This window comes from Nonomuraea sp. NPDC050022, assembly GCF_044460705.1.
GTDB lineage: Bacteria > Actinomycetota > Actinomycetes > Streptosporangiales > Streptosporangiaceae > Nonomuraea.
The window spans coordinates 37,644-56,888 of record NZ_JBITKE010000016.1 but is presented as its reverse complement, the minus strand read 5'-3'; the positions used below and the strand labels follow the sequence as shown (position 1 = coordinate 56,888).

At 65.9% G+C, this 19,245-nt stretch carries 20 protein-coding genes and 2 pseudogenes; 10 read left to right on the top strand and 12 right to left on the bottom strand.

Annotated elements, in window-relative coordinates; translation table 11 throughout:
• Nucleotides 1-6 precede the first annotated feature (6 nt).
• Entirely contained in the window at nucleotides 7-1,485 is a 1,479-nt protein-coding gene (locus ACIBO2_RS49085; RefSeq protein WP_397304550.1) for an alpha/beta hydrolase, read from the bottom strand.
• Entirely contained in the window at nucleotides 1,482-1,880 is a 399-nt protein-coding gene (locus ACIBO2_RS49080) for a helix-turn-helix domain-containing protein (protein ID WP_358552234.1), read from the bottom strand. The genes ACIBO2_RS49085 and ACIBO2_RS49080 overlap by 4 nt, the downstream gene beginning before the upstream one ends.
• On the opposite strand from ACIBO2_RS49080, the gene ACIBO2_RS49075 reads away from it, so the two are divergent.
• Entirely contained in the window at nucleotides 1,776-2,255 is a 480-nt protein-coding gene (locus ACIBO2_RS49075; RefSeq protein WP_358552075.1) for an alpha/beta hydrolase, read from the top strand. The two genes, ACIBO2_RS49080 and ACIBO2_RS49075, sit on opposite strands and share 105 nt — an antisense overlap.
• Before the next feature lie 32 nt (nucleotides 2,256-2,287).
• On the opposite strand, the gene ACIBO2_RS49070 is transcribed toward ACIBO2_RS49075, so the two are convergent.
• Nucleotides 2,288-3,571: an ankyrin repeat domain-containing protein gene (locus ACIBO2_RS49070; protein WP_397304549.1), complete on the bottom strand. Its 1,284-nt coding sequence runs from the start codon at nucleotides 3,569-3,571 to the stop codon at nucleotides 2,288-2,290.
• A gap of 135 nt (nucleotides 3,572-3,706) precedes the next feature.
• Here ACIBO2_RS49070 and ACIBO2_RS49065 point away from each other — a divergent pair, with 135 nt between their 5' ends.
• The gene (locus tag ACIBO2_RS49065) at nucleotides 3,707-4,270 is read left to right on the top strand and encodes an RNA polymerase sigma factor (RefSeq protein WP_358552078.1); all 564 of its coding nucleotides are present in this window, start codon (nucleotides 3,707-3,709) and stop codon (nucleotides 4,268-4,270) included.
• Nucleotides 4,270-5,214 (top strand): CU044_5270 family protein, encoded by a 945-nt coding sequence (locus ACIBO2_RS49060; protein ID WP_358552080.1) that lies wholly within the window; start codon nucleotides 4,270-4,272, stop codon nucleotides 5,212-5,214. The genes ACIBO2_RS49065 and ACIBO2_RS49060 overlap by 1 nt, the downstream gene beginning before the upstream one ends.
• Before the next feature lie 244 nt (nucleotides 5,215-5,458).
• Here the strand turns inward: ACIBO2_RS49060 and ACIBO2_RS49055 are convergent, their stop codons facing one another.
• The 3 genes from ACIBO2_RS49055 to ACIBO2_RS49045 are packed head-to-tail and all read right to left on the bottom strand — an operon-like array spanning nucleotide 5,459 to nucleotide 8,457.
• Complete coding sequence (locus ACIBO2_RS49055) at nucleotides 5,459-6,586, bottom strand: serine hydrolase domain-containing protein (RefSeq protein ID WP_397304548.1); 1,128 nt, start codon at nucleotides 6,584-6,586, stop codon at nucleotides 5,459-5,461.
• Between the two features lie 49 nt (nucleotides 6,587-6,635).
• Nucleotides 6,636-7,460 carry an ABC transporter permease gene (locus ACIBO2_RS49050; protein WP_397304547.1) on the bottom strand — a complete coding sequence of 275 codons (825 nt, stop codon included), beginning with the start codon at nucleotides 7,458-7,460 and terminating at the stop codon, nucleotides 6,636-6,638.
• Between the two features lie 55 nt (nucleotides 7,461-7,515).
• Nucleotides 7,516-8,457, bottom strand: coding sequence for an ATP-binding cassette domain-containing protein (locus ACIBO2_RS49045; RefSeq protein ID WP_358552086.1), 942 nt, complete (start codon nucleotides 8,455-8,457; stop codon nucleotides 7,516-7,518).
• Nucleotides 8,458-8,978: 521 nt separating this feature from the next.
• On the opposite strand from ACIBO2_RS49045, the gene ACIBO2_RS49040 reads away from it, so the two are divergent.
• From ACIBO2_RS49040 to ACIBO2_RS49030, 3 genes are all read left to right on the top strand, one after another.
• Complete coding sequence (locus tag ACIBO2_RS49040; RefSeq protein WP_358552088.1) at nucleotides 8,979-9,668, top strand: hypothetical protein; 690 nt, start codon at nucleotides 8,979-8,981, stop codon at nucleotides 9,666-9,668.
• A gap of 339 nt (nucleotides 9,669-10,007) precedes the next feature.
• On the top strand, nucleotides 10,008-10,304 hold the full coding sequence (locus ACIBO2_RS49035) for a hypothetical protein (RefSeq protein WP_358552090.1): 297 nt from the start codon (nucleotides 10,008-10,010) through the stop codon (nucleotides 10,302-10,304).
• Nucleotides 10,297-10,584: a hypothetical protein gene (locus tag ACIBO2_RS49030; RefSeq protein ID WP_358552092.1), complete on the top strand. Its 288-nt coding sequence runs from the start codon at nucleotides 10,297-10,299 to the stop codon at nucleotides 10,582-10,584. Before ACIBO2_RS49035 ends, ACIBO2_RS49030 begins: the two co-directional genes overlap by 8 nt.
• Before the next feature lie 36 nt (nucleotides 10,585-10,620).
• Here the strand turns inward: ACIBO2_RS49030 and ACIBO2_RS49025 are convergent, their stop codons facing one another.
• Entirely contained in the window at nucleotides 10,621-10,968 is a 348-nt protein-coding gene (locus tag ACIBO2_RS49025) for a hypothetical protein (RefSeq protein WP_358552094.1), read from the bottom strand.
• Between the two features lie 212 nt (nucleotides 10,969-11,180).
• Here ACIBO2_RS49025 and ACIBO2_RS49020 point away from each other — a divergent pair.
• Together ACIBO2_RS49020 and ACIBO2_RS49015 are read left to right on the top strand one after the other, a co-directional pair.
• A pseudogene (locus ACIBO2_RS49020) lies at nucleotides 11,181-12,386 on the top strand (IS256 family transposase).
• A 430-nt stretch (nucleotides 12,387-12,816) separates the two neighbouring features.
• Nucleotides 12,817-13,266, top strand: a pseudogene (locus tag ACIBO2_RS49015) (GNAT family N-acetyltransferase); the annotation flags it as partial.
• On the opposite strand, the gene ACIBO2_RS49010 reads toward ACIBO2_RS49015, so the two are convergent.
• Together ACIBO2_RS49010 and ACIBO2_RS49005 are read right to left on the bottom strand one after the other, a co-directional pair.
• The gene (locus ACIBO2_RS49010) at nucleotides 13,165-14,235 is read right to left on the bottom strand and encodes a Fic family protein (RefSeq protein WP_397304659.1); all 1,071 of its coding nucleotides are present in this window, start codon (nucleotides 14,233-14,235) and stop codon (nucleotides 13,165-13,167) included. The pseudogene ACIBO2_RS49015 and the gene ACIBO2_RS49010 overlap by 102 nt on opposite strands.
• Nucleotides 14,236-15,044: 809 nt before the next feature.
• Nucleotides 15,045-15,518 carry an ATP-binding protein gene (locus ACIBO2_RS49005; RefSeq protein WP_397304546.1) on the bottom strand — a complete coding sequence of 158 codons (474 nt, stop codon included), beginning with the start codon at nucleotides 15,516-15,518 and terminating at the stop codon, nucleotides 15,045-15,047.
• Between the two features lie 647 nt (nucleotides 15,519-16,165).
• Between ACIBO2_RS49005 and ACIBO2_RS49000 the strand changes: the two genes are divergently transcribed.
• On the top strand, nucleotides 16,166-17,029 hold the full coding sequence (locus tag ACIBO2_RS49000; protein ID WP_397304545.1) for a helix-turn-helix domain-containing protein: 864 nt from the start codon (nucleotides 16,166-16,168) through the stop codon (nucleotides 17,027-17,029).
• Nucleotides 17,030-17,058: 29 nt separating this feature from the next.
• Nucleotides 17,059-17,289, top strand: coding sequence for a DUF397 domain-containing protein (locus ACIBO2_RS48995; RefSeq protein WP_397304544.1), 231 nt, complete (start codon nucleotides 17,059-17,061; stop codon nucleotides 17,287-17,289).
• 327 nt (nucleotides 17,290-17,616) lie between these two features.
• On the opposite strand, the gene ACIBO2_RS48990 is transcribed toward ACIBO2_RS48995, so the two are convergent.
• The 3 genes from ACIBO2_RS48990 to ACIBO2_RS48980 all read right to left on the bottom strand — a co-directional run bounded on the left by ACIBO2_RS48990 (nucleotide 17,617) and on the right by ACIBO2_RS48980 (nucleotide 19,089).
• Nucleotides 17,617-18,006: a DUF1877 family protein gene (locus tag ACIBO2_RS48990; protein ID WP_358552102.1), complete on the bottom strand. Its 390-nt coding sequence runs from the start codon at nucleotides 18,004-18,006 to the stop codon at nucleotides 17,617-17,619.
• A 118-nt stretch (nucleotides 18,007-18,124) separates the two neighbouring features.
• The gene (locus tag ACIBO2_RS48985) at nucleotides 18,125-18,454 is read right to left on the bottom strand and encodes a transposase family protein (RefSeq protein WP_397304658.1); all 330 of its coding nucleotides are present in this window, start codon (nucleotides 18,452-18,454) and stop codon (nucleotides 18,125-18,127) included.
• Between the two features lie 68 nt (nucleotides 18,455-18,522).
• Nucleotides 18,523-19,089, bottom strand: a complete 567-nt coding sequence (locus ACIBO2_RS48980; RefSeq protein WP_397304543.1) for a hypothetical protein — start codon at nucleotides 19,087-19,089, stop codon at nucleotides 18,523-18,525.
• Nucleotides 19,090-19,245 lie beyond the last annotated feature (156 nt).

The following is a 19,245-nucleotide window of genomic DNA, read 5'->3' as shown; positions in this document are numbered from 1 at the left end:
GCCGGTTCAGCGGCAGACCGTGCCGGGCGCGGGGAGCGTCCCGGAGACCAGGTAGCGGTCGATGCTCGCGGTCGCGCACGCGTTGCGCAGATACGCGGTGTGCCCGTCGCCGTCGGAGGTCAGCACCCGCGACCCCTTGATGCCCTTGGCCAGGCTCTCGGCCCAGGCGAGCGGCGTCGCGGGATCATGCGTGTTCCCGACCAGTAGCACGGGCGGCGCCTTGGTGATGCGCACCGGCCGCTGCGGATTAGCCGGCGAGGCGGGCCATCCCACGCATCCGGTCGTCATGTCCCAGAACTCCGACGTACCGCGCATGTGCGGGGCCCGCCGCGCGATGTCTCGGGCCCGCGCCCTGAGCTCCAGGAAGCCACTGATCTCCGGCTTGATGTCCTGGCAGAGGATCGCCCGATAGGCCGAGGTCGTCGCGGGGTTGTCCAGAGCCTCGGCCCGGATCTGCCCGAAGGTGACCGCGTCGCCCCGCTCCGCCTCGACGATGCCCCTGGCCAGACCGCCGTAGAAGTCGGGGGCGATCGTGAGCATCGCGTACGCGCTGTAACGCAGCTCCTCCGCCGTCAGAGGACGCCCACCGGCCACCGGAATCGGCGTCTTCTCCGCCCCGCGCACCAGCGCGTCCCACACCTGCGCCACGGGTCGGCCGTGCAGCGCGCATTCCGTCGTCCGCTCGCACCACCCGGCGAACCTCTCGAACGCGTCCTCCACCGCCGACGCGGCATCCCGCACCATCTCGCGCGAGCTCATCCCATGATCGACGACCCCGTCCAGAGCCATCGCCCGCACCCGGCCGGGGAACCGCCGCGCGTACTCCGTCCCCAGCATGCTCCCGTACGACCGGCCCAGGTAACTGACCCGCTCCTCGCCCAGCGCGGCCCGTACCGCGTCGAAGTCGCGCGCCACACTCCCGGTGTCCACGTACTGGATCATCGGCCCGCAGCTCTCGCCCACGGCCTGGTTGTGCGCGACGAGCCGGTCGTACTCCGCCCGCGTCGCCGGGAACTGCGTGACCGACGGATCATGCACCGCCTTCCCGCACTGGAGTTGCCCGCTGCCCCCGACCCCGCGCGGGTCGATCCCGACCACGTCGAAGCGTTCGCGCAACTCCGGCGAGAAGAACTGCGGCGCCCAGTCCCGCACCAGATCGGCCGCGCCCGTCCCGGGACCGCCTGGGTTGTAGAACAGCACCCCGATCCGTTCGCCGGTGGCCTTCCGCCGCGTCACGTTCAGCGAGATCGCCGGCCCGTCCGGCTTCGCCCAGTCCATCGGCACGGCAACCGTGCCGCACTCGGCCCCGGGCTCGGTTCCGCAGGCCCGCCAGGCGATCGTGCCCGTACCGCTCACGCCGGCTGCTCCGATCGTGCCCGTACCGCTCAGGCCGGCTGCTCCGATCGTGCTGGCCGCAGCGGCAGGAACCGCTGGAGCTACTGCCGCGATCAGCACCAGGCTCGTGATGAGGGGTGTCCATTTCATGATCGAGATCGTCCTCGGATCACCCGACGCTGCCATCGGCCTTTCGGGCACGCCGCATCCGCCGAACGGCCTTTGTTACCGCGGCTTCCGGGCCGACGCCCTGACGTCGTGCCGCAGGCCCTGCCCAACAGGTCGCGCAGCGTCCTGAACAGCCACGTGCGCTGATCGTCGATGACCGCGCGGACCGCTTCGCGCGGTGACTTGTCACCCCGTGCCCGCTCGACCGCGTCCTTGATCCCCTCGGCGGTGGCCTTGAGGTAGGCGACGACCAGGTCATCCTTGCCGGGGAAGTGGCGGTAGAAGGTGGCGCGTGTGACCGAGGCCTCGGTGATGAGGCGCTCGACGCCCACGGCGCGGATGCCCTCGGCGTAGAACAGGCGGGACGCGGTGCGCAGGAGCCGGTCCTTGGGGTGGAGGTCCTGGGCGATCGTCATCTCCCCATGCCCGAGCACTTCCGGGACGTCATCGCCGGGGGCTTGCCCGAAGCGACCACGAATGTCCTGGCAGTCACCCAGCGCCCGGTGCTCCAGAAGGCACTGACCGCCGAGCTGTCCGGCCAGCCCGCGTGGCGCACCCTGCCATCGTGGACGTTGATCGCGACACAGGACAACGCCATCCCGGCCCAGGCGCAGGAATTCATGGCCGAACGCGCCGGGTCACACGTGGTGCGCGTACAGGCGTCCCACTCACCGTCGATCTCACAGCCGGACGCGGTGGCCGACCTGATCATGGAGGCCGCCGAAGCGCGGCAGGGCCTGCCCCTTGAGTGAGTCCGAAGACGCATCAGGAGCGGCTGATCTCCTCATTCCTCATCAGGGGTCCAGCCGGCGTAAGCGACAAGTTCCGCTCCGGCGTCATACAGCAGCTCAAGACATTCGTATACCTCGGGCGCATCGGTCTTCGACATACTGACAGTCATGTCGAAGACGATGTCCGCAGGGCTGTATTCCTCGTTGGGGAACGTGCACTGCGCTCCGTCGGCCAGCAGCAGTCTGACCATGCCCAGCAGCGATGCGCGTATGCCATCGATGTGATCGATGCTGTAAAGGTTACGCAGCGCAAAATGCAGGGGAGTATCACCCTTATCGCGAGAGAAGGACAACAGCGGATCGATATCCGATCGCCGGCCACGGTACTTTTCAAAATAGGTGGAAAAAATGTCGAGCGGAGCCGTTTCATCGGCAAGTGCCGTGTTGGGATCGGCGTCGGCGTCGAGGAGGATTCGTACGGTTTCCACCGAGCCTGAGAACGTAGCCAGATGGAGCGGCGTAAGGCCGGACTGCTCCAATGGCCCCGTACCGATACCGCCCTCCAGAGCCGCCCGTACGGCCTCCACATCGCCCCATGCGCACGCCCGGCCGAACTCGATGGCGGCCGTTGATCGTTTGAGCTCGGAGAGCCTGTTGGAGAGCCAGACGCCGACCGGCGCCGATTGGCATCCCTCATGGTCGACGCGGTAGGTCAGCGGGTCGATCGCCGTCGCGGCCTCGGCCAGGTCGACGAGCAAGAACCATTGCCCCGAGTCCTCACCGACCGTGTACCAGGCGCGGTCCTCAACCACGAGACCAGGCTCGGTTTCCGAACCTTCGCCACCGTAGTAGAGGAGGGTCTCCCACTCGAATTCGTCATTCGTCCGCAGGCGTTGCTCTGCGGGCCAGACCACGGCCAGTAGCGCCTGGACAGACGGCGGAACCGGATATTCGCCCACGGGCGTGGTCACGATCCACTCGCGTGGCTCGAAGTCCTCGGGGATGTGGCCATGTAGCCGCTTGAGCTGGGCAAGAACTCCTGAAGACAGGTATTCGACCGGGGAGCCGGCATCGCCCGACATCGCTCGCCTTTCACAGGGGAAGATCAACTGGGGTTGCAGGCTAGCAGCGGGCAACGACAAGGGGCCGCGTTTCCAGGCTTGCTCTTGATCAACGATGCCGCCATCCCGATTCGTACCGGGCGACGACACCTTCAGCCGCAACACGCCGTCCGGCGCCCACCGGCCCTGGACGCACACGGCGTGGGGATGGCTCGCGCGTTGTTCGAGATGACGGGTGACGGGTGACGGGTGACGGGTGACGGCGGCAAGGTCCACGCGACGCAGCCAGATCTGTGAAGTTGCTCGACTGGGGCCGTGCCTGTGACGTCCGTCACTCTTCCGCCGGGGTCGAGAACCTTGCCATGGGGTGCGGGAGACAGCAGGGTGACCGACCGACCTTAAGGAGGGCCGTTGACCGTTGAGACGGCCGAGAGCGACGACGCCGAGCTGATCAGGCGATCCGTCGGTGACCCGGAGCAGTTCGCCACGCTGTTCGACCGGTACGCACGGCAGATCCACCTGTACGCCGCGCGGCGCATCGGCACGCAGGCCGCCGACGACATCGTGGCCGAGACATTCCTGGCCGCGTTCCGGCGGCGCGGCTCGTACGACACATCTTTTCCGCTGGCACGCCCCTGGCTGTACGGCATCGCCACGACGCTCGTCGCCAGACACAGGCGGCAGGAGGAGCGAATGCTGCGAGCGCTGGCGCGTACCGGCCTGGATCCCTTACCCGAACCGATTGCCGACGCCGTGGTGCGGCGGGTCGCCGCGCGGGGCAAGGAGCGCGAGCTGGCGGGGGCGCTGGCGTCGCTGTCGCGCGGTGACCGCGACGTGCTGCTGCTGGTGGCGTGGGAGGGCCTCAGCTACGAGGAGGTGGCCCAGGCGCTCGGCATCCCGCCTGGGACCGTCCGGTCGCGGCTGCACCGGGCCAGGAAGAAGGCACGGGCCGTATTGGGAGATGAGGAGCTGTGATGAGCACGATCAAGGACTTCCGGCGGGACACCCCACCAATGACGGCACAGGCGGCGAGCGCCGCCCGAGCCCGGCTTCTTGCCGCGGCGCGTGAGCACGAGCCTCACCGTGAACCTCGGCGCGGGCCGCGGCTCGGCCGACGGCTGGTGCTCGCGGGCGCGCTGGCCGTGGCGGTCGGCGTGAGCGTGGTGGTGGCGAATGACCATCCGCGCGCGGTTCCGGTGGTGAGCGTGCGGGAACTGAGCGAGCGGGCCGCTCAGGCCGTCTACGACGACCGCGGACAGGCGCCGAACCCCGGCCAGTGGCTGTACATCAAGCAGCTCCAGGCCCCGCAGTCCGCGGACGGCGGCTATGGCGTCGACCTGTCCAGACGCGAGGTACGGGAGGAGTGGAACAGCGTGGACGGCCTGCAGATGGCGTCTCTGTTCCCCAACGGCAAGCTGCTGGTACAGGGCAACCACCCGGGGCTGAGCGCGGACGAGCTGGCCCGCCAACCAGTCACTCCCGAGGGGCTACTCGCGAAGATCCGCCAGAAGCTTGCGGACATGCACATCACGTCGGCGGGAACCGATGCGCCGCCCTCGATGGATGAGCGGCTGTTCCAGGCCGTCTACCAGATCATGGGCACCCAGGCGCTACCGCCGCAGGTGCGGGCGGCACTGTTCCGCGGCCTCGCCACCATCCCCGGGGTGACCGTCAACCAGAACGCCGTGGACGCCGACGGCCGGCAGGGCGTCGCGTTCAGCTACACCGGCGGATGGACCCGCTACGACCTCATTCTGGATCCCGTCGATTTCCGCTTTCTCGGCACATACGGAGTGACCGTGCAGGACCGGACCACGGACTATACCGACGGCCCTAATTACGTCGTCAAGGCCGGCACACCGCTTACCCTGACGGCCCTATTGGAGGCCAAGGTGGTGGACGGCCCCGGCCAGAAATGAGCCGCATCGGGCGTCGTGCCATCGTGCCTGGGCGGCGTACAGCGTGTCGGGGGTCAGCTGATCAGCGGGCCCTGCTTCGCACACTAGAACGAGGGCGGACGTGGGTTTCACCGAACCCCGATCCTTGCCGGCGGATCTCGTTCGGGATCACTTACCCGGGGTTACCAGCTCTCGCCCATACGAACACTTAGCTGCCAAGTGTTCGTATGGGCGGTACGACTGCCTCCCAAATCCGGCCATCCGGTCAGCCGAGGGTGACGCCGTACACCGCTTTGATGATCTTGATGGGGATGTCCAAGTTCTTCGGCTCGATGTTGGTGTGGACGGCGACGCCCTGCCGGCCGTCGTCGGCGCTCAGCGCGAGGGTGAAGGATCCGGGCAGGGTGCCGCTCACGCCTCTCAGCGTCAGGCCGTTGGTCCCCGCGCTGTCGAACTCGATCACGCCGAGGCCATAGCCGGCGTGCGGCAGCCAGACGGCGCTGCCGGAGGAGACCATGGTCCACATCTCATGGTGCTGGGCCGGTGGCAGCAGGCTGCCGGTCGCGATCGCCTTGAGGAAGCGGCTCAGGTCGCCGGTGGTGGAGACGATGCCGCCGGCCGCCCATCCCCATGAGGTGTTGAGCGCGGTGCAGTCGATGGGCGACAGGCCGGAGTCCTCCAGGGAGGCATAGTCCTCCGGGGTGAGCGATGCCGGGTCGACACCCTCCTTGAGCATATTGGCGACGTACGCCTGGGGGTGCGGGTCCGGGTAGCTGGTGTCGGTGATGGGCCGTACGTAGGTGCTGGTCAGGCCGAGCGGCCGGATGACTGTACGTTCGACCTCGGCGGCGTAGCTGTTGCCGGTGACCTTCTCGATGATCGCGCCGGCCAGGTAGTAGCCGCCGTTGGCGTAGACGAAGTCTTCGCCCGGCTCGCCGACCGGCGGCTGGGAAACCGCGAGGTTCAGCAGATCGGAAATGGTCCAGACGCGGGCCGGCTGGGTGACGATGCTGTGCTGTAGTTCTGGTGCGAGGCCGGTGAGAAACAGGCCGCTGGTGTGGTTGAGCAGCTGTCGGATGGTGATCTTGTTGCCGTCGTAGCCGCCCGCGTCCATGACACCGGCCAGCCATTTGTTCACCGGATCCTCGAGGCTCAACCTGCCTTCGGCCACCAAGGCCAGCACCGCGGCGGCGGTGAAGGCCTTGCCGGAGCTGCCGATGTGCAGGTATTCCCCCGGCTGACGGCGGCGTCCGGTGGCGAGGTCGGCCACGCCCGCGGCGCCGAACCACGTTCCGCCGGCGTCATGGACTTCGGCGACGATGCCGGGGATGCCGTCCTCGGCCACAGCCGAGTCCAGGATCTGCTGCACCTTTTCGTAGGTGTTGTCGGTCATTTTGCTGCCTTTCCGGCGGAGAGCGATTAAGCAGAGAACAAGGCGGCGTTCAGCGTCCTCTACGCATGTAGGCGCGCAGCGACAGCGGGACGAACACCGCCAGAAGGACGGCCGACCAGAGCAGGACGGTGGTCACCGGATGCACGAGCGGCCAGGCCACGTCGCCGGAGGGGGCGCCCGGGTTGCCGAACAGCTCACGGGAGGCGGCGGTGAGCGCGCTGACCGGGTTCCAGTCGGCCAGGAAACGCAGCCACCCGGGCATGCCGTCGGTCGGGACGAACGAGTTGGAGAGCATGGTGAACGGCAGGAACAGCGGCACCACCACCTGGGCGACGATCTGTTCGCTCTTCACCACCAGGCCCACAAAGACGCCCACCCAGCTCAGCGCGTACCGCAGCAGGAGCATCAGCCCGAACGCCTCGGCCGTGGGGATCAGGCCATGGTGCGGTTGCCAGCCCACCAGCAGGCCGGTGCCCACCATGATGGCCAGGAGTGGCAGGCCGACCAGGGAGTCGGCGCCGGTCTGCCCGAACGGCACCGCCAGCCGGGCCATCGGCATGGAGCGGAAGCGGTCCATCACGCCGCGGGAGGCGTCGGCGGCCGTGCGCGCCATGACTCCTTGCAGGGCGGTGAAGGTCACCATCGAGAACAGGCCGGGCATAAGGTATTCGCGGTAGTCACCGCCGCCCGGCACCTGGATCGCGCTGCCGAGCACGTACCCGAACAGCACCACCACGATGGCCGGGAAGAGCAGCGCACCGACGATCTCGCCGGGCTCCTGGCGCACCCGGCCCAGCTCGCGGCCGACCAGAGTGAGCCCGTCGATGAACGTCCAGCGCAGGCGGCGGCCCATCGGCGGGGCGAGGGCGGTCATCGGACGGTCTTCTTCTGGTTGGTGCGAGCGGTCATCAGATGGCTGGTCTGGGCGGTCATCGGACGATCTCCTTGCGGTCGGTGAGGCGCAGGAACACCTCGTCGAGGGTGGGGCGGCGCAGGCTCACGTCGAGCGCGGCGACCCCGGCGCGGTCGAGCTCGCGCACGATGTCGGCGAGCCGGAACCCGCCGCCGGGCAGGGCGACGCTGAGCCGGTCGGCGCCCGTCACCGTGGGTTCGGCTCCGGCCATGGCATTCAGCGCGGTCGCCGCCGGGCGCAGTGCGGCGGGGTTTTCGACGACGACGTCGAGGCGGTCCCCGATGGTGGCCTTCAGCTCGTCGGGAGTGCCCGTGGCGATCACCTGGCCGTGGTCGATGACGGCGATGTCGTCGGCCAGCCGGTCGGCCTCGTCCAGGTACTGCGTGGTGAGCAGCACCGTGGTGCCGTCCGCCACCAGCTCGCGGACGCTGTCCCAGATCTCGCCGCGGCTGCGCGGGTCCAGGCCGGTGGTCGGCTCGTCCAGGAAGAGCACCTCTGGGCGCAGGATGAGGCTGGTGATCAGGTCGAGGCGGCGCCGCATGCCGCCGGAGTAGCCGGCGACCTGGCGATCGGCGGCGTCCATCAGGCCGAAGCGTTCGAGCAGCTCGTCGGCCCGCCGGTGCGCCGCACGCCGGGACAGGTGGGAAAGGCGTCCGAACATGCGCAGGTTGCCGCGCCCGGTGAGCTTCTCGTCCACGGCGGCGTACTGGCCCGCGAGCCCGATCTTCTCCCGCACCTTGCCGGCCTCGCGGACGACGTCGTATCCGGCGATGCGGGCGTGCCCGGCATCGGGATCGGACAAGGTCGCCAGGATGCGCACCGCCGTCGTCTTCCCGGCGCCGTTGGGCCCCAGTACGCCGCAGACAGTGCCTTTCGGGACGCTCAGGTCGAGGCCGCGCAGTGCGTGGGTGTCGCCGAAGGACTTGTGCAGCCCTTCGGCGACCACGATCGGATCCATGATCCCCTCCATTGGGTACTTCGTACGCAGTTGCGGTGGCCAGAGTAAATTACTGGGTACCGCGTACGCAACTGGAGGGTTCAGCGGTGACCTGAATGCGGCCCGAGCGCCTGGCTCGCTGGCCGAAGCTGGCCTAGGTCCTCAACTGCATCGCCGCAGCCCTGCCGCCAACGGCCGAGTCTCCGGCACCGGCGCACCGAGAGGGGCGGCAAGAACAGGACGGGCCGCCCGGGTCATAGTCGGTCACCAGCAGCGCACATCGCTCTACGGGACGGCACCTGTTGACTGGATCACCACCATGCAGATCGACGGTTCGGGGGGCGCCGGACCGTCGCGTCCTGGCGATCAGTACCCCCAGGCTGGCTAATCGTGAGCCTCGAGAACTCAGACCCCTCCGACGACCTCAACGAGCTGCTCAATGGGTTCCAAAAGGTGCACCTACCAGACCAGGCCGACGTCACGCTCATTTCGTTCAGCGAATCATGTATCGCACGATACATCTATGGCGTATCGTGCGATACATGGATGATGTTGAACCGGCTCTCGCCTTCGATGATCCACACCAAGCCAAGATCCTTCTTCGCGCCTATGTCGAAACTCAGCGCGACCTCGACGACCGCCGCGACCCCTTGGTGCGGGGCGCTTTGGCCTCCGGGGTTGACCCCTCCGAAGTACATGAGATCACCGGAATGTCCCGCTCCACCATCGACCGCATCCTGGAGCCCATGGCGCGCCGCGCCTATCGGCAAGGCGACCGTGACGCCGTTCTGGTCGCGGACCCCTTCCCGCCGGCCAACGAATACGCCTTCATCCTGCGCGCTCGTGCCGCGCAACTCTGGGACACATCGCCGCAGCAGCCCGCATCTCCCAACCCAGGCTCACTGATCGACGATGAACTCGCCGGGCGTGCCATGATCTACCGCGGCGCCGCCAAGATGCTGGAAGACGCCCCTCCACCCAACCTGACCGAGGACGCCTGGCTGCAATTAATGGCCGCCCGTTTCCGCCGAGCAGCGACCTCAAACCGCACCATGGCATCCCCATCCGCTCGCGGCCAGGCCGAGGGACGGACTTACCGGGAGACATATCTCCAGATGGTCCGTGAAATCACTGCAATTCGTCGCTACGGCCAAGCCGCGCTCGATCCCGCCACCGGCGTGTTCAGCGCGGAGGAGATCGCCGCCGGCCGCGACCTAAGCCACCCAAAGTGACGCCGGCTGAAGCTGAGGCGGGTTACGCCGGCCTTGTTCAACACCCGTCCTCAGCCACCGTCCAAGAGCGTCCACGCCAGCGCAAAAGGTTGCAAGCGCAGCTCTGCGTCCTGTCCGCCGCCGAGGAAAGCGGGCGCGGCCCGCGCCACTGCGGCTGCGGCTGCCAACGGCAATCCCCACAAACTGGGCTTCGGTGACCGTCCGCAGGAGCAGTACGGCCGGGCAGTCAAGCTCGATCAACCGGCAGCGCGAACTCAGTCAACGAGAAGACTCCTTTGGGTTCTGAAGTCGTCCCGTCTCTTCCCAATGCGATCTCCCTCCAACAGCTATCCTCACGGTATGAGTGCTCAGCCCCTCCGCCCGCACGTTCCTGGCGAGCCCAGGGTGCCGCGTACCGTCGATGGGATCGCCGCAGCTCTCCAAGGCGGCCGACGGATGGAGTTCTACCGCGAGCTCGGCACGGCACCGCTGGACCAGGCCGAGGCGGTCCTGCGCCGTTGGTGGTGCGAGGCGATGCTCGACACTGATCCTGAGGCCGATCAGATTCGCAAGGCCGCGCTGGAAGGCACCCTGCCTGTCGTCACCCTCGCAGACATCCTTGCCCACCGAGAGCAGCAGGGCCTGCCCCTTGAGTGATTCCGAAAAGGAGGGATGGCCCTGCCATTTCTCCGACGGGGTAGCGGAACTCCTGGCGGACCCTCAGATCAGCCCGACGTTGTTCTCGGCAATCGTCGCGTTGTCCGTTGAAATCAACGAGACGAGAGGCGACGTCTCCGGACAGACCACCTCCGCCCAGTGGCCACAACAGCGCAGAGTTCCACTCGGCAAGAACGGGATCTTGGGCGTGGCCGAGTACATCGTCGTTGCAGACGCAGCTGAGCCGCACTGCGTCATTACCCGCATCCAGCTGTACTAGCTGGCGGCGTAGCGCTCGCCCCCGCGGCGCGGCAGCTTACGGATGGTGCACGGTCATCTGCCGGATCGGCTCCCCACCTGCGATCTTCTCGCAGATGCGCAACATGTCCAGATTTCCCGGGTTGCGCAGCCGCAGATAGCCCTGCGGCGGATGCCACGAGCCGAGAAGTTCGCGCAACTCCTCCGCCGACAGGCCCTCGAACTCGCGCACCTGCAGGATCGGAATCGCGTACGCCTGCTCCAAGTCCTGGACGTACTCCAGGACACTGGCCCCGTTGCCGGGCCGCACCTGCTCAGCGATCGCGGCGATCTCCTGCGGGCTGCCCACGATTGCCGGACCCAGGTCGATGACTGCCGTCAGCCGGGAGACGGGCGCGTTCCGCATCAGGCGTAACCTCCGCGCGGATTCCGAGAGGACTCCCAGAGAGGGCCGCGCCTGGGATCAGCCGATGTACGCCAGCAGGAGTGTCTAATTAACGGCGGATCTGATGATCAAGGAGCTTGCTTCTGATGACGGAGACCGCCGTGGAGATCGAGCATGCCGGCCAGCCGATAGAGAAGTCGACTGTTGCAACCTCGGATGACCAGCTGATCGCGATGCTGGTTGATCGGGCTCGGAACCAAGGGCTGCAGCTGACCGGTGAGGGCGGGCTGTTGCAGCAGCTGACCAAGCGAGTGCTGGAGTCCGCGCTGGAGGGCGAGATCACCGACCATGTCGGCTACGACAAGCACGATGTGGCGGGGAAGAACAGCGGCAACAGCCGCAACGGCACCCGGGCCAAGACCGTGCTAACCGATGTCGGACCGGTCGAGGTCAGGGGTGCCGTGTGACACCGCCGGCACCTTCGAGCCGCAGATCGTCAAAAAGCGGCAGCGCCGCCTGACCGGCGTCGATGAGATGGTGTTGTCGCTGTCGGCGAAGGGCCTCACGCACGGGGAGATCTCGGCGCATCTGGCCGAGGTGTACGGCGCCGAGGTGTCCAAGCAGACCATCTCCACCATCACCGACAAGGTCATGGATGGCATGGCCGAATGGCAGAACCGGCCGCTGGACCGCGTCTACCCGGTCTTGTTCGTGGATGCCATCAACGTCAAGATCAGGGACGGGCAGGTCGCGAACCGTCCGATCTACGTGGTGATGGCGGTGACCGTGGAGGGCACCCGCGACATCCTCGGCATCTGGGCCAGCGACGGGGGTGAGGGCGCGAAGTATTGGCTGCATGTGTTCACGGAGCTGAAGAACCGCGGTCTGGACGATGTGCTGATGCTGGTTTGCGACGGGCTCAAGGGCCTTCCCGAGGCCGTGGAGACCGTCTGGCCTCGCACAATTGTCCAAACGTGTGTGGTTCACCTGCTGCGCAACTCGTTCCGATACGCCGCCCGCCAGGACTGGGATAAGGTCGCCAGGGCACAAGCCCGTCTACACCGCTCCCAGCGAGGACGCGGCGACAGAGCGGTTCCTGGAGTTCCAGGAGTCCTGGGGCCCGGAAGTATCCGGCGATCGTGAAGTTGTGGTCGGACGCCTGGGCCGAGTTCGTCCCCTTCCTCTCTTTCGACGTCGAGATACGTAAGGTCATTTGCAGCACGAACGCCATCGAGAGCGTCAACGCGCGCATCCGCAAGGCCGTCCGCGCCCGTGGCCACTTCCCGAACGAGGCCGCCGCGTTGAAATGCGTCTACATGGCGCTGGTGAGCCTAGACCCCACGGGGAAGGGCCGTAAGCGGTGGACCATGCGCTGGAAGGCGCCCCTGAACGCCTTCCAGATCGCCTTCGAGGGCCGCCTGACCCCGAGCAACAACTGACCAATCACCAGCCAAGATCAGCCGTTATTTGACACACCCGCGCCAGCATGCCGGTTAGTCGTTCGACCGTGTGCGTGGAGGCGCGGTCCATGCCTCGATCTCGCAGCAACCGGCGGGCCTCCTCAACACGGGGAGCACTCGTGATCGCGAGCAGGAGCCTCCGCCTGCGGTCGGTCGACCGGAATGCCCTGCCACGACAGGGTGATGCTCTCAGGCACAAGCGTTTGGTTTCGTTCGTGGGAACTGACCGCACTCTTGGTGGCTGTGGGTCTGCGGGCCGTGGTCGTCCTGGTGCGGGGTGAGCGGAACCGTACTCCCGCCAGGTCGCGGACGCCCGGGCATAGCCGGACAACGTGGGGAGCGCGGTGAGCGGTTGGCGCTTCTGCATCGGAGGTAGCGGGGGGGTGGCTAGTCGGACATGATGTGACGAATGACCACTATGCGCATGATTGCGGATCAAGAACCCGTCGAGATCGTCATTGCGGATGAGACCGATCTCCCCGGGATCGTCGACATCTTGAACAACGTGGCGGCAACCTCGATCGCAACCTTCGATACCCGGCCGACCAGCGTGGCCGAGCGGCACGCCTGGTTCAAGCAGTTCTCTCCGACAGGCCCCTACCGGCTGCTGGTCGCTCGGCGTCACGGTCGGACAATCGGCTACGCCTGTAGTCAGCCCTATCGGAACCACGAGGCGTTCCGGGACACTGTTGAGCTCAGCGTTTCTCTCGACGCTGGATGCCGAAGCGGGGGCGTGGGAACGTCGCTGTATCGAGCCCTATTCGAAAGCATCGCCGACGAGCCGATCCACGCCGTCGTCGTGGGAATCGCCATGCCAAACGACGCGTCGGTCGCCCTCCATCGCAAGTTCGGCTTCACAGAAGTCGGTACCTTCCGCGAGTACGCCACCAAGAACGGCCAGTACATCAGCTCGCTGTGGATGCAGCGACTCTTGTGACTGTCGGCTGCCCGCGCCGGACGCGGGCGGCGCCTGTCGCGTATCACCCAGAGGGCTGGCGAGTGCTCGCTCGAATCCGGTGAGGGCGTTGATGAGGTCGGGTGCCTCGAATGCGCGGTTGCGTCTTCCGATGGTGGTCTGTCGGAGTATGCCCACTGCTGCCATCTGATTGACAGCGTCATTGGCTCGCTGACTGGATCTTCCGATCAGGTCGGCGGCAGTGGCCACCGTGAGCACAGGAGCGGAGGGAAGCACCCGCAGCAAGAGATCGACAGAAGATCCCGAGCGGACGCTCCCCAGTTTTTGTCGCCGGTCCGTTTCCAGAGCGTCGAGGTCCGCACCGAAGCGATCCGTATCGACGATGGCGCGGGCGGTGTCCACGGTGAATCGATCCATGCACACGCCCATGGACTCCTGGGCCTCTGGGGAGTCAGCGGCTCCTTCATACCGATATGACGTGATCGCGGAGATATACGCGTCAGCGTGTGAGGCCAGGATGAGGCTGATCGGCGGAACGAAACGGGGCGCCAGCCCTCTACGCCGAAGGATCAAGTGGATGAGCGCCCGCCCAGTACGCCCGTTTCCATCAACGAACGGATGAATCGTCTCGAACTGCGCGTGTGCGATAGCCGCTTGGACAAGAGCAGGGTGTTCGTCCCCCGACATGTATGCGCACAGGTCTTCGAGGAGCGCGTGCACTCGATCCGGCGGTGGAGGTACGAAGTCGGCACTGCAGGGTGACATCCCGGTTCCACCGACCCAGTTCTGCTCGGTTCTGATCAGCCCACCGAAGCGTGCGTCCCGAGTCCCATTGAGAAGTCGCCGGTGCAGCTCCAGCACGTCGTCGAGGTGTACGGCTGGCGCGTCCGCAAGTCCGAGGGCTGATTCCATCGCCCGGACATTTCCGAGGACGGCGTGTGCCGTGTCGTCGCGCATTTCTATGCCCGTACGTTCCGCCACGTCGGCCTTGGCCAGACGTCGCACGTTGATCTGCATGCCTTCGATGAAGGAACTCGCTACGGCCTCGATCCGTAGGAGAAGCCTGGCCCGTGCTTCAAGGCTGACCGGAGGACGTTCGGAGGTGTTCAACTCCATGAGCCGGCGTTCGACGTCGTTCACGTCCGCTGCGCGCTGTCCCTTCAGGGTCAATGGGCGGCCCAGCAGAGGGTCGGGAACGTAAGCTCTGTAGCCGCAGCTCTGACGTTCCGCTCGCGCTGCGCCGTTAGGGGCGCCCTGCCACGGCAGGTTGATGTACTCGGCCACAGCTGTACTACCCCGCTCATACGAACACTTAGCTGTTAACCGTTCGTTTGAGAGCCACCAGAGAACACTTACGAAGTGCGATAGAGGCTGCTGCCTGTCTGGTCGGCCAACGCCGACCCGATGATCTTCCGCTCATCTCGCGAGCCCCATCAGCAGGGCACTCCACATGGCATCTGCCACACGGAAGGGCCAGCGATCACTCTCATGAATGACGCTCTTCCCGGCCCGGAAAGCTGTACGCCGAATGGACCGCAACCCACCGAGCGTGATCAGTTCGTAAACGACCTCATCGCAGTCGCAGGTCCACTGCATAACCCGGCCGTCCGACTCTCCCCGGCGTGGATCGTTCCATGTCAGCTCCTCGTAGTGCGACTGCACGGCTGATACATGCGGCGCCGTGCAATGAGGAGGAAACCGCCACTGACTCATCACCCAACTCACCCCCTCACCTGCCGCCCGCTGTGCGCGACCCCGACCGTCACGTCTTCCCGACCACAGACAGGCGCGACCTGACCCGTGAACATCTCCGCCCAGACCGCGCGCTGCCCCGCACCCAACAGGCGCACGCCCCACTTGACCGAGACCTGCTCGACCAGCCACAGACCTCGCCCGTGACAATCGTCATCGCCGGACACACGCGATCGTGGAACCGTGTCCGACCCGTCGTCGGTCACCTCAACGCGAACGATCTCGGCATCAACGGCGACGACCTCCACCGTCACCACCCCGCCGTGCAGCCCCGAAGCGGTATGGATCAGCGCATTGGTGATCAACTCACTGACGATCAACCGCATGTCCTCTACGACTCGAAGCCCTGCGGCCGCCAGCATCTCCCCGACGCAGCGACGGGCCACCGCCACCGATTGCGCCACCCCCGGCAACACGATTTCACCAAGAAACCGCTCGTTCACTGCGTCTCCCCCCAGACCCGTGCAACCGCGTCTTCGTCATACGCATCCACCCACCGACCCCGACCATGGCCCCAGGTGAAGACCCAGGAATCACCCCTCAACGCAGCCCGCACCCGCAAAGCCCCACGCGCCCGAAGAATGGAAATGAACGGCTCGTTCCTTCGAGGCCACTCCAGGGCCAGCCCGAGCCCGAGCCGAGAGAGATCCCACAACAATCGCACTAAGTGAATGAACCGTTCCTCATCGTGATCGAAGGACCGCATAACGGATCTTCCTTGGGGTTAGGGGTTATTCATGACGAGGGCTGGCTCCGTTGCGGGGTCGGGCATCTTGCGAGCTGGCTAGGACGATGTGCAACCTCGGCGCCGGCGCCAGCGACCGGGAGGTGCGCCCCCTTCGCTCCCACGGCGAGGCTTCCTCTCTGTCGAGAGTCGTTCCTGAGTTCGACCGCGTGCGGTCTCAGGTCTGCTGCGGCAAGCGGGCTGCGACTGAATCGTTACGCAGCGTTAAGTAGATTTCCACAACTGCACCCTCGCCTGCTGTCAACATGGCTAGTGTCATGCAGCGAACGCCATGTGGCAAGTGCCAAAAGGCAACTGTCCAGAGGATGGGCATTTGACCGGCTGCACTGGCAGACTGGCAGAGCAATGAAAGAGGTCCTGATACCGATGCAGAGCCCCACGGTTCGCCGCCGACGTCTTGCTGCCGAATTGCGTCGTTTGCGCGAAGAGCGTGGTCTCACGCTCGAACAGGTCTCCGATGAGGTCGATTGGCACCCAACCAAGCTCAGCCGGATCGAGACTGCCAAGCGTGCAGTCAGAACAAGCGATGTTCGAGCCCTGCTCGCGGTGTACGAGCTCGCACGGTCCGACGCCGAACCCTTGTTGGCGCTTGCCCGGGAAGCGCGGCAACGAAGCTGGTGGCAGGCGTACGGCGACGCAGTTCCCGAGTCCTTCCAGGTTTACCTGGGTCTGGAGTCCGAGGCGTCTTCGCTGTTGATCTATGAGAGCGAGTTCGTCCCCGGCCTCCTCCAGACGGAGGACTACGCCCGAGCCCTACATCGAGCCAAGAAGCGCAGAACCGATGACGAGATTGAGCAGATGGTTGCCGTACGTACAGCTCGGCAGGCGTTGCTCACCCAAGCCGAGGCGCCGCAGCTCTGGACGGTGATCAACGAAGCGGTCATTCGCCGCGTAGTGGGGGGACCGGAGATCATGAATGAGCAGCTCACGCGGCTCGTGGAGGCTACCAAGCTTCCCAACATAACCCTCCAAGTGCTTCCCTTCACCGCTGGAGCGCACGCAGCGATGGGCGGCGGATTTCACGCCCTCAGCTTCCCGCCGCCAGCTGGCGCAGTCGTATACATCGAGTATCAGACAGGTAGTCTGTATCTGGAGAAAAGTCCTGAAATAGACTCCTATATGGTGGCGTTCGACCACCTACGTGCATCAGCTCTACCAGCCGAAGCTTCCCGCGCCTTCATCGCGCAAGTGGCGAAAGAGATCAAATAGTTGGGCGCTCTAGAGAGAAGGTCCATGGGATGAACCCTGAGACGCAAGCGCCTATAGACCTGTCTCGTGCCGAATGGCGTAAGAGCAGCCTCAGTAATGGCGATGGTGGAGCCTGCGTGGAGGTTGCCACCAACCTGAGCCAGGTCGTGGCCGTTCGTGATAGCAAGGACCGCCAGGGACCGGTACTCATCTTCACGCCTGCTGAGTGGCGGGCTTTCATCGGCGGTGCCCAACTTGGTCAATTCGACCTGGATGATTAAGCACGCACATAGTCCAGCCTTCAGAGGAAGTGCCCGGTCGCCTGCGTGGCGATCGGGCGCTCTCCTGTGCTGGCGGAGACGCAGCGAATTTGATCATGGCTCCGGCGGCGGCTCCGCTCCGGAATGACCAGGCCAGGCGAGTAGTGGGAAGCGCCGGACAGCGCCCTTACAAGCCGATGAGCCGGAACAGCCGACGGCCGCCAGCGCGACGGCTGTTATTACGATCATGCGTGAGCTGTTTTCATCCTCGGCAGAGGCCGGTGATCACAGCATGATCGCGAGTCGCGCATTCGTCTGAAAGCGTGGATCTCGAATTAACGCGGGCCGTTAGTACCAGGACATCGTCATACCCGCGTCCGCGCGAACGGCCGCGCTGTACGCCTTCTTGAGGTCGGCGAAGTACAGCGCGAAGTACTCCTCGTCGTCGACCTTGACGTTCTCGGTCGTCCGTAGGCCCGTCATGAACTGCTCGACAGTGACGGGCGAGAGGCGTTCCCAGAAGGCCTTGACCTGCTCGGAGGTGAGTCGGCCCACGAATCCTTCCTCCGACTCCTCGGCGTCAGCGCCGTCCGGACCTCCCTCTCCGTGAACGATCTCGTCGCCGTCGAGCCCCAGGGCATCCAGCCCCACGCGGAGATAGTGCGCGCTCGTGTCGAGGTCGTAGCTGCCAAGTTTCTTTCCGTCTCTGACGACGTCGATGTAGACGCAGACCCCCACGGTCGCCTCCCGTACACCGTGACCTGGCCTTCGGCGGCCGACATATATGTGCATAGATCTTCGGGGTGATCGTAGTGCGGCACGGCCGCGCAATTGGAACATTGAACCTCCTTCATCCTCAGGCGGCCTGAGCAACGCGGTGGTTCTGAAGGACGGCAATGGCCTTGCAGAGGTGGCCGGCTTTGGAGGGGCTACAGCGTAGCTTGCGCAGGATCTTCCAACTCTTCAACTGGGCGTTCGCACGTTCGCCGGGCCCGCGCAGCTTGACGTGGGCGCGGTTAGCCCGCTTCTGGGAGTCGGGCTTGTTCTTGCCCTTGTACGGGGCGCGGACCGGCCCCTCGGCTACCTGATAGGCCTTGTCGGCCAGAGTGATGATCCCGGCCTGCTCCAACGCGCGCAAGATACCCCAGATGCGGGCGGCGCTCAGATCGTGGGCCTTGCCGGGCAGAGCTCCAGAGGTGGTGGAGCTGTCGGGCCGCCAAGGGCGATCGGAGGCGGCCCGACAGTCGCTGAGGTCTAGTCGGCGATCCTGGCGTATTGGTAGCGGGTCTGGCCGATTTCGTCTCCGGAGTGCTGGCGGCCGACCATGACTTCGTAGTCGCCCGCCTTGGAATGGCTGCTGCTTTCCCTCTGTCCGGGAGCCCAGCGGTAGGAGGTCAGTTCGACGGTCCGCCCCCACGCGCTCATGCTGGCGGTGGCGTAGCGGGTGGGCCCATTCTCATCGCCGGAATGTTGCCGGCCGACCAGGACCTCATCCTGCGGAGCCGCGAAGAACGAGTTGCTCTCTCGCTGGGCGTCGCTCCAGGACGGTGCGCCGACCTTGACGCGCTGCCCGTCAATGAGGATCAGGCCGCAGTAGTAGGTGGTCTCGCCGTTCTCGTCCCCGAAGTGGGCGCGGCCGAGCAGGACCTGATCGGTCGGGCAGGCGACGGGGATTCGGGCCGATTCCCTCACCGTCTTGGTGTAGCCGTCGATGATGACGATCTCCGCCGCGTGGGCGGCGGTCGCTTGTGAGACCCCGGCGATAGCCAGGGTGAGGAGTGTGCCAGTGAGGGCGGCGAGGGCTGTGCGGATCTGTCGCATGGGGGGACTCCATGATCGGTCACATATAGTAACTGGATAATTACAGCACCCCCAATCGTCGAGCGTGCCCAGGCAGCACACGTCGCACGTTTGCGCCCCATGGTCTGGCCGTGGCGGAGCGTGGGAGCGCGAGGGCCTGCCCTCGCATAGGAGGGG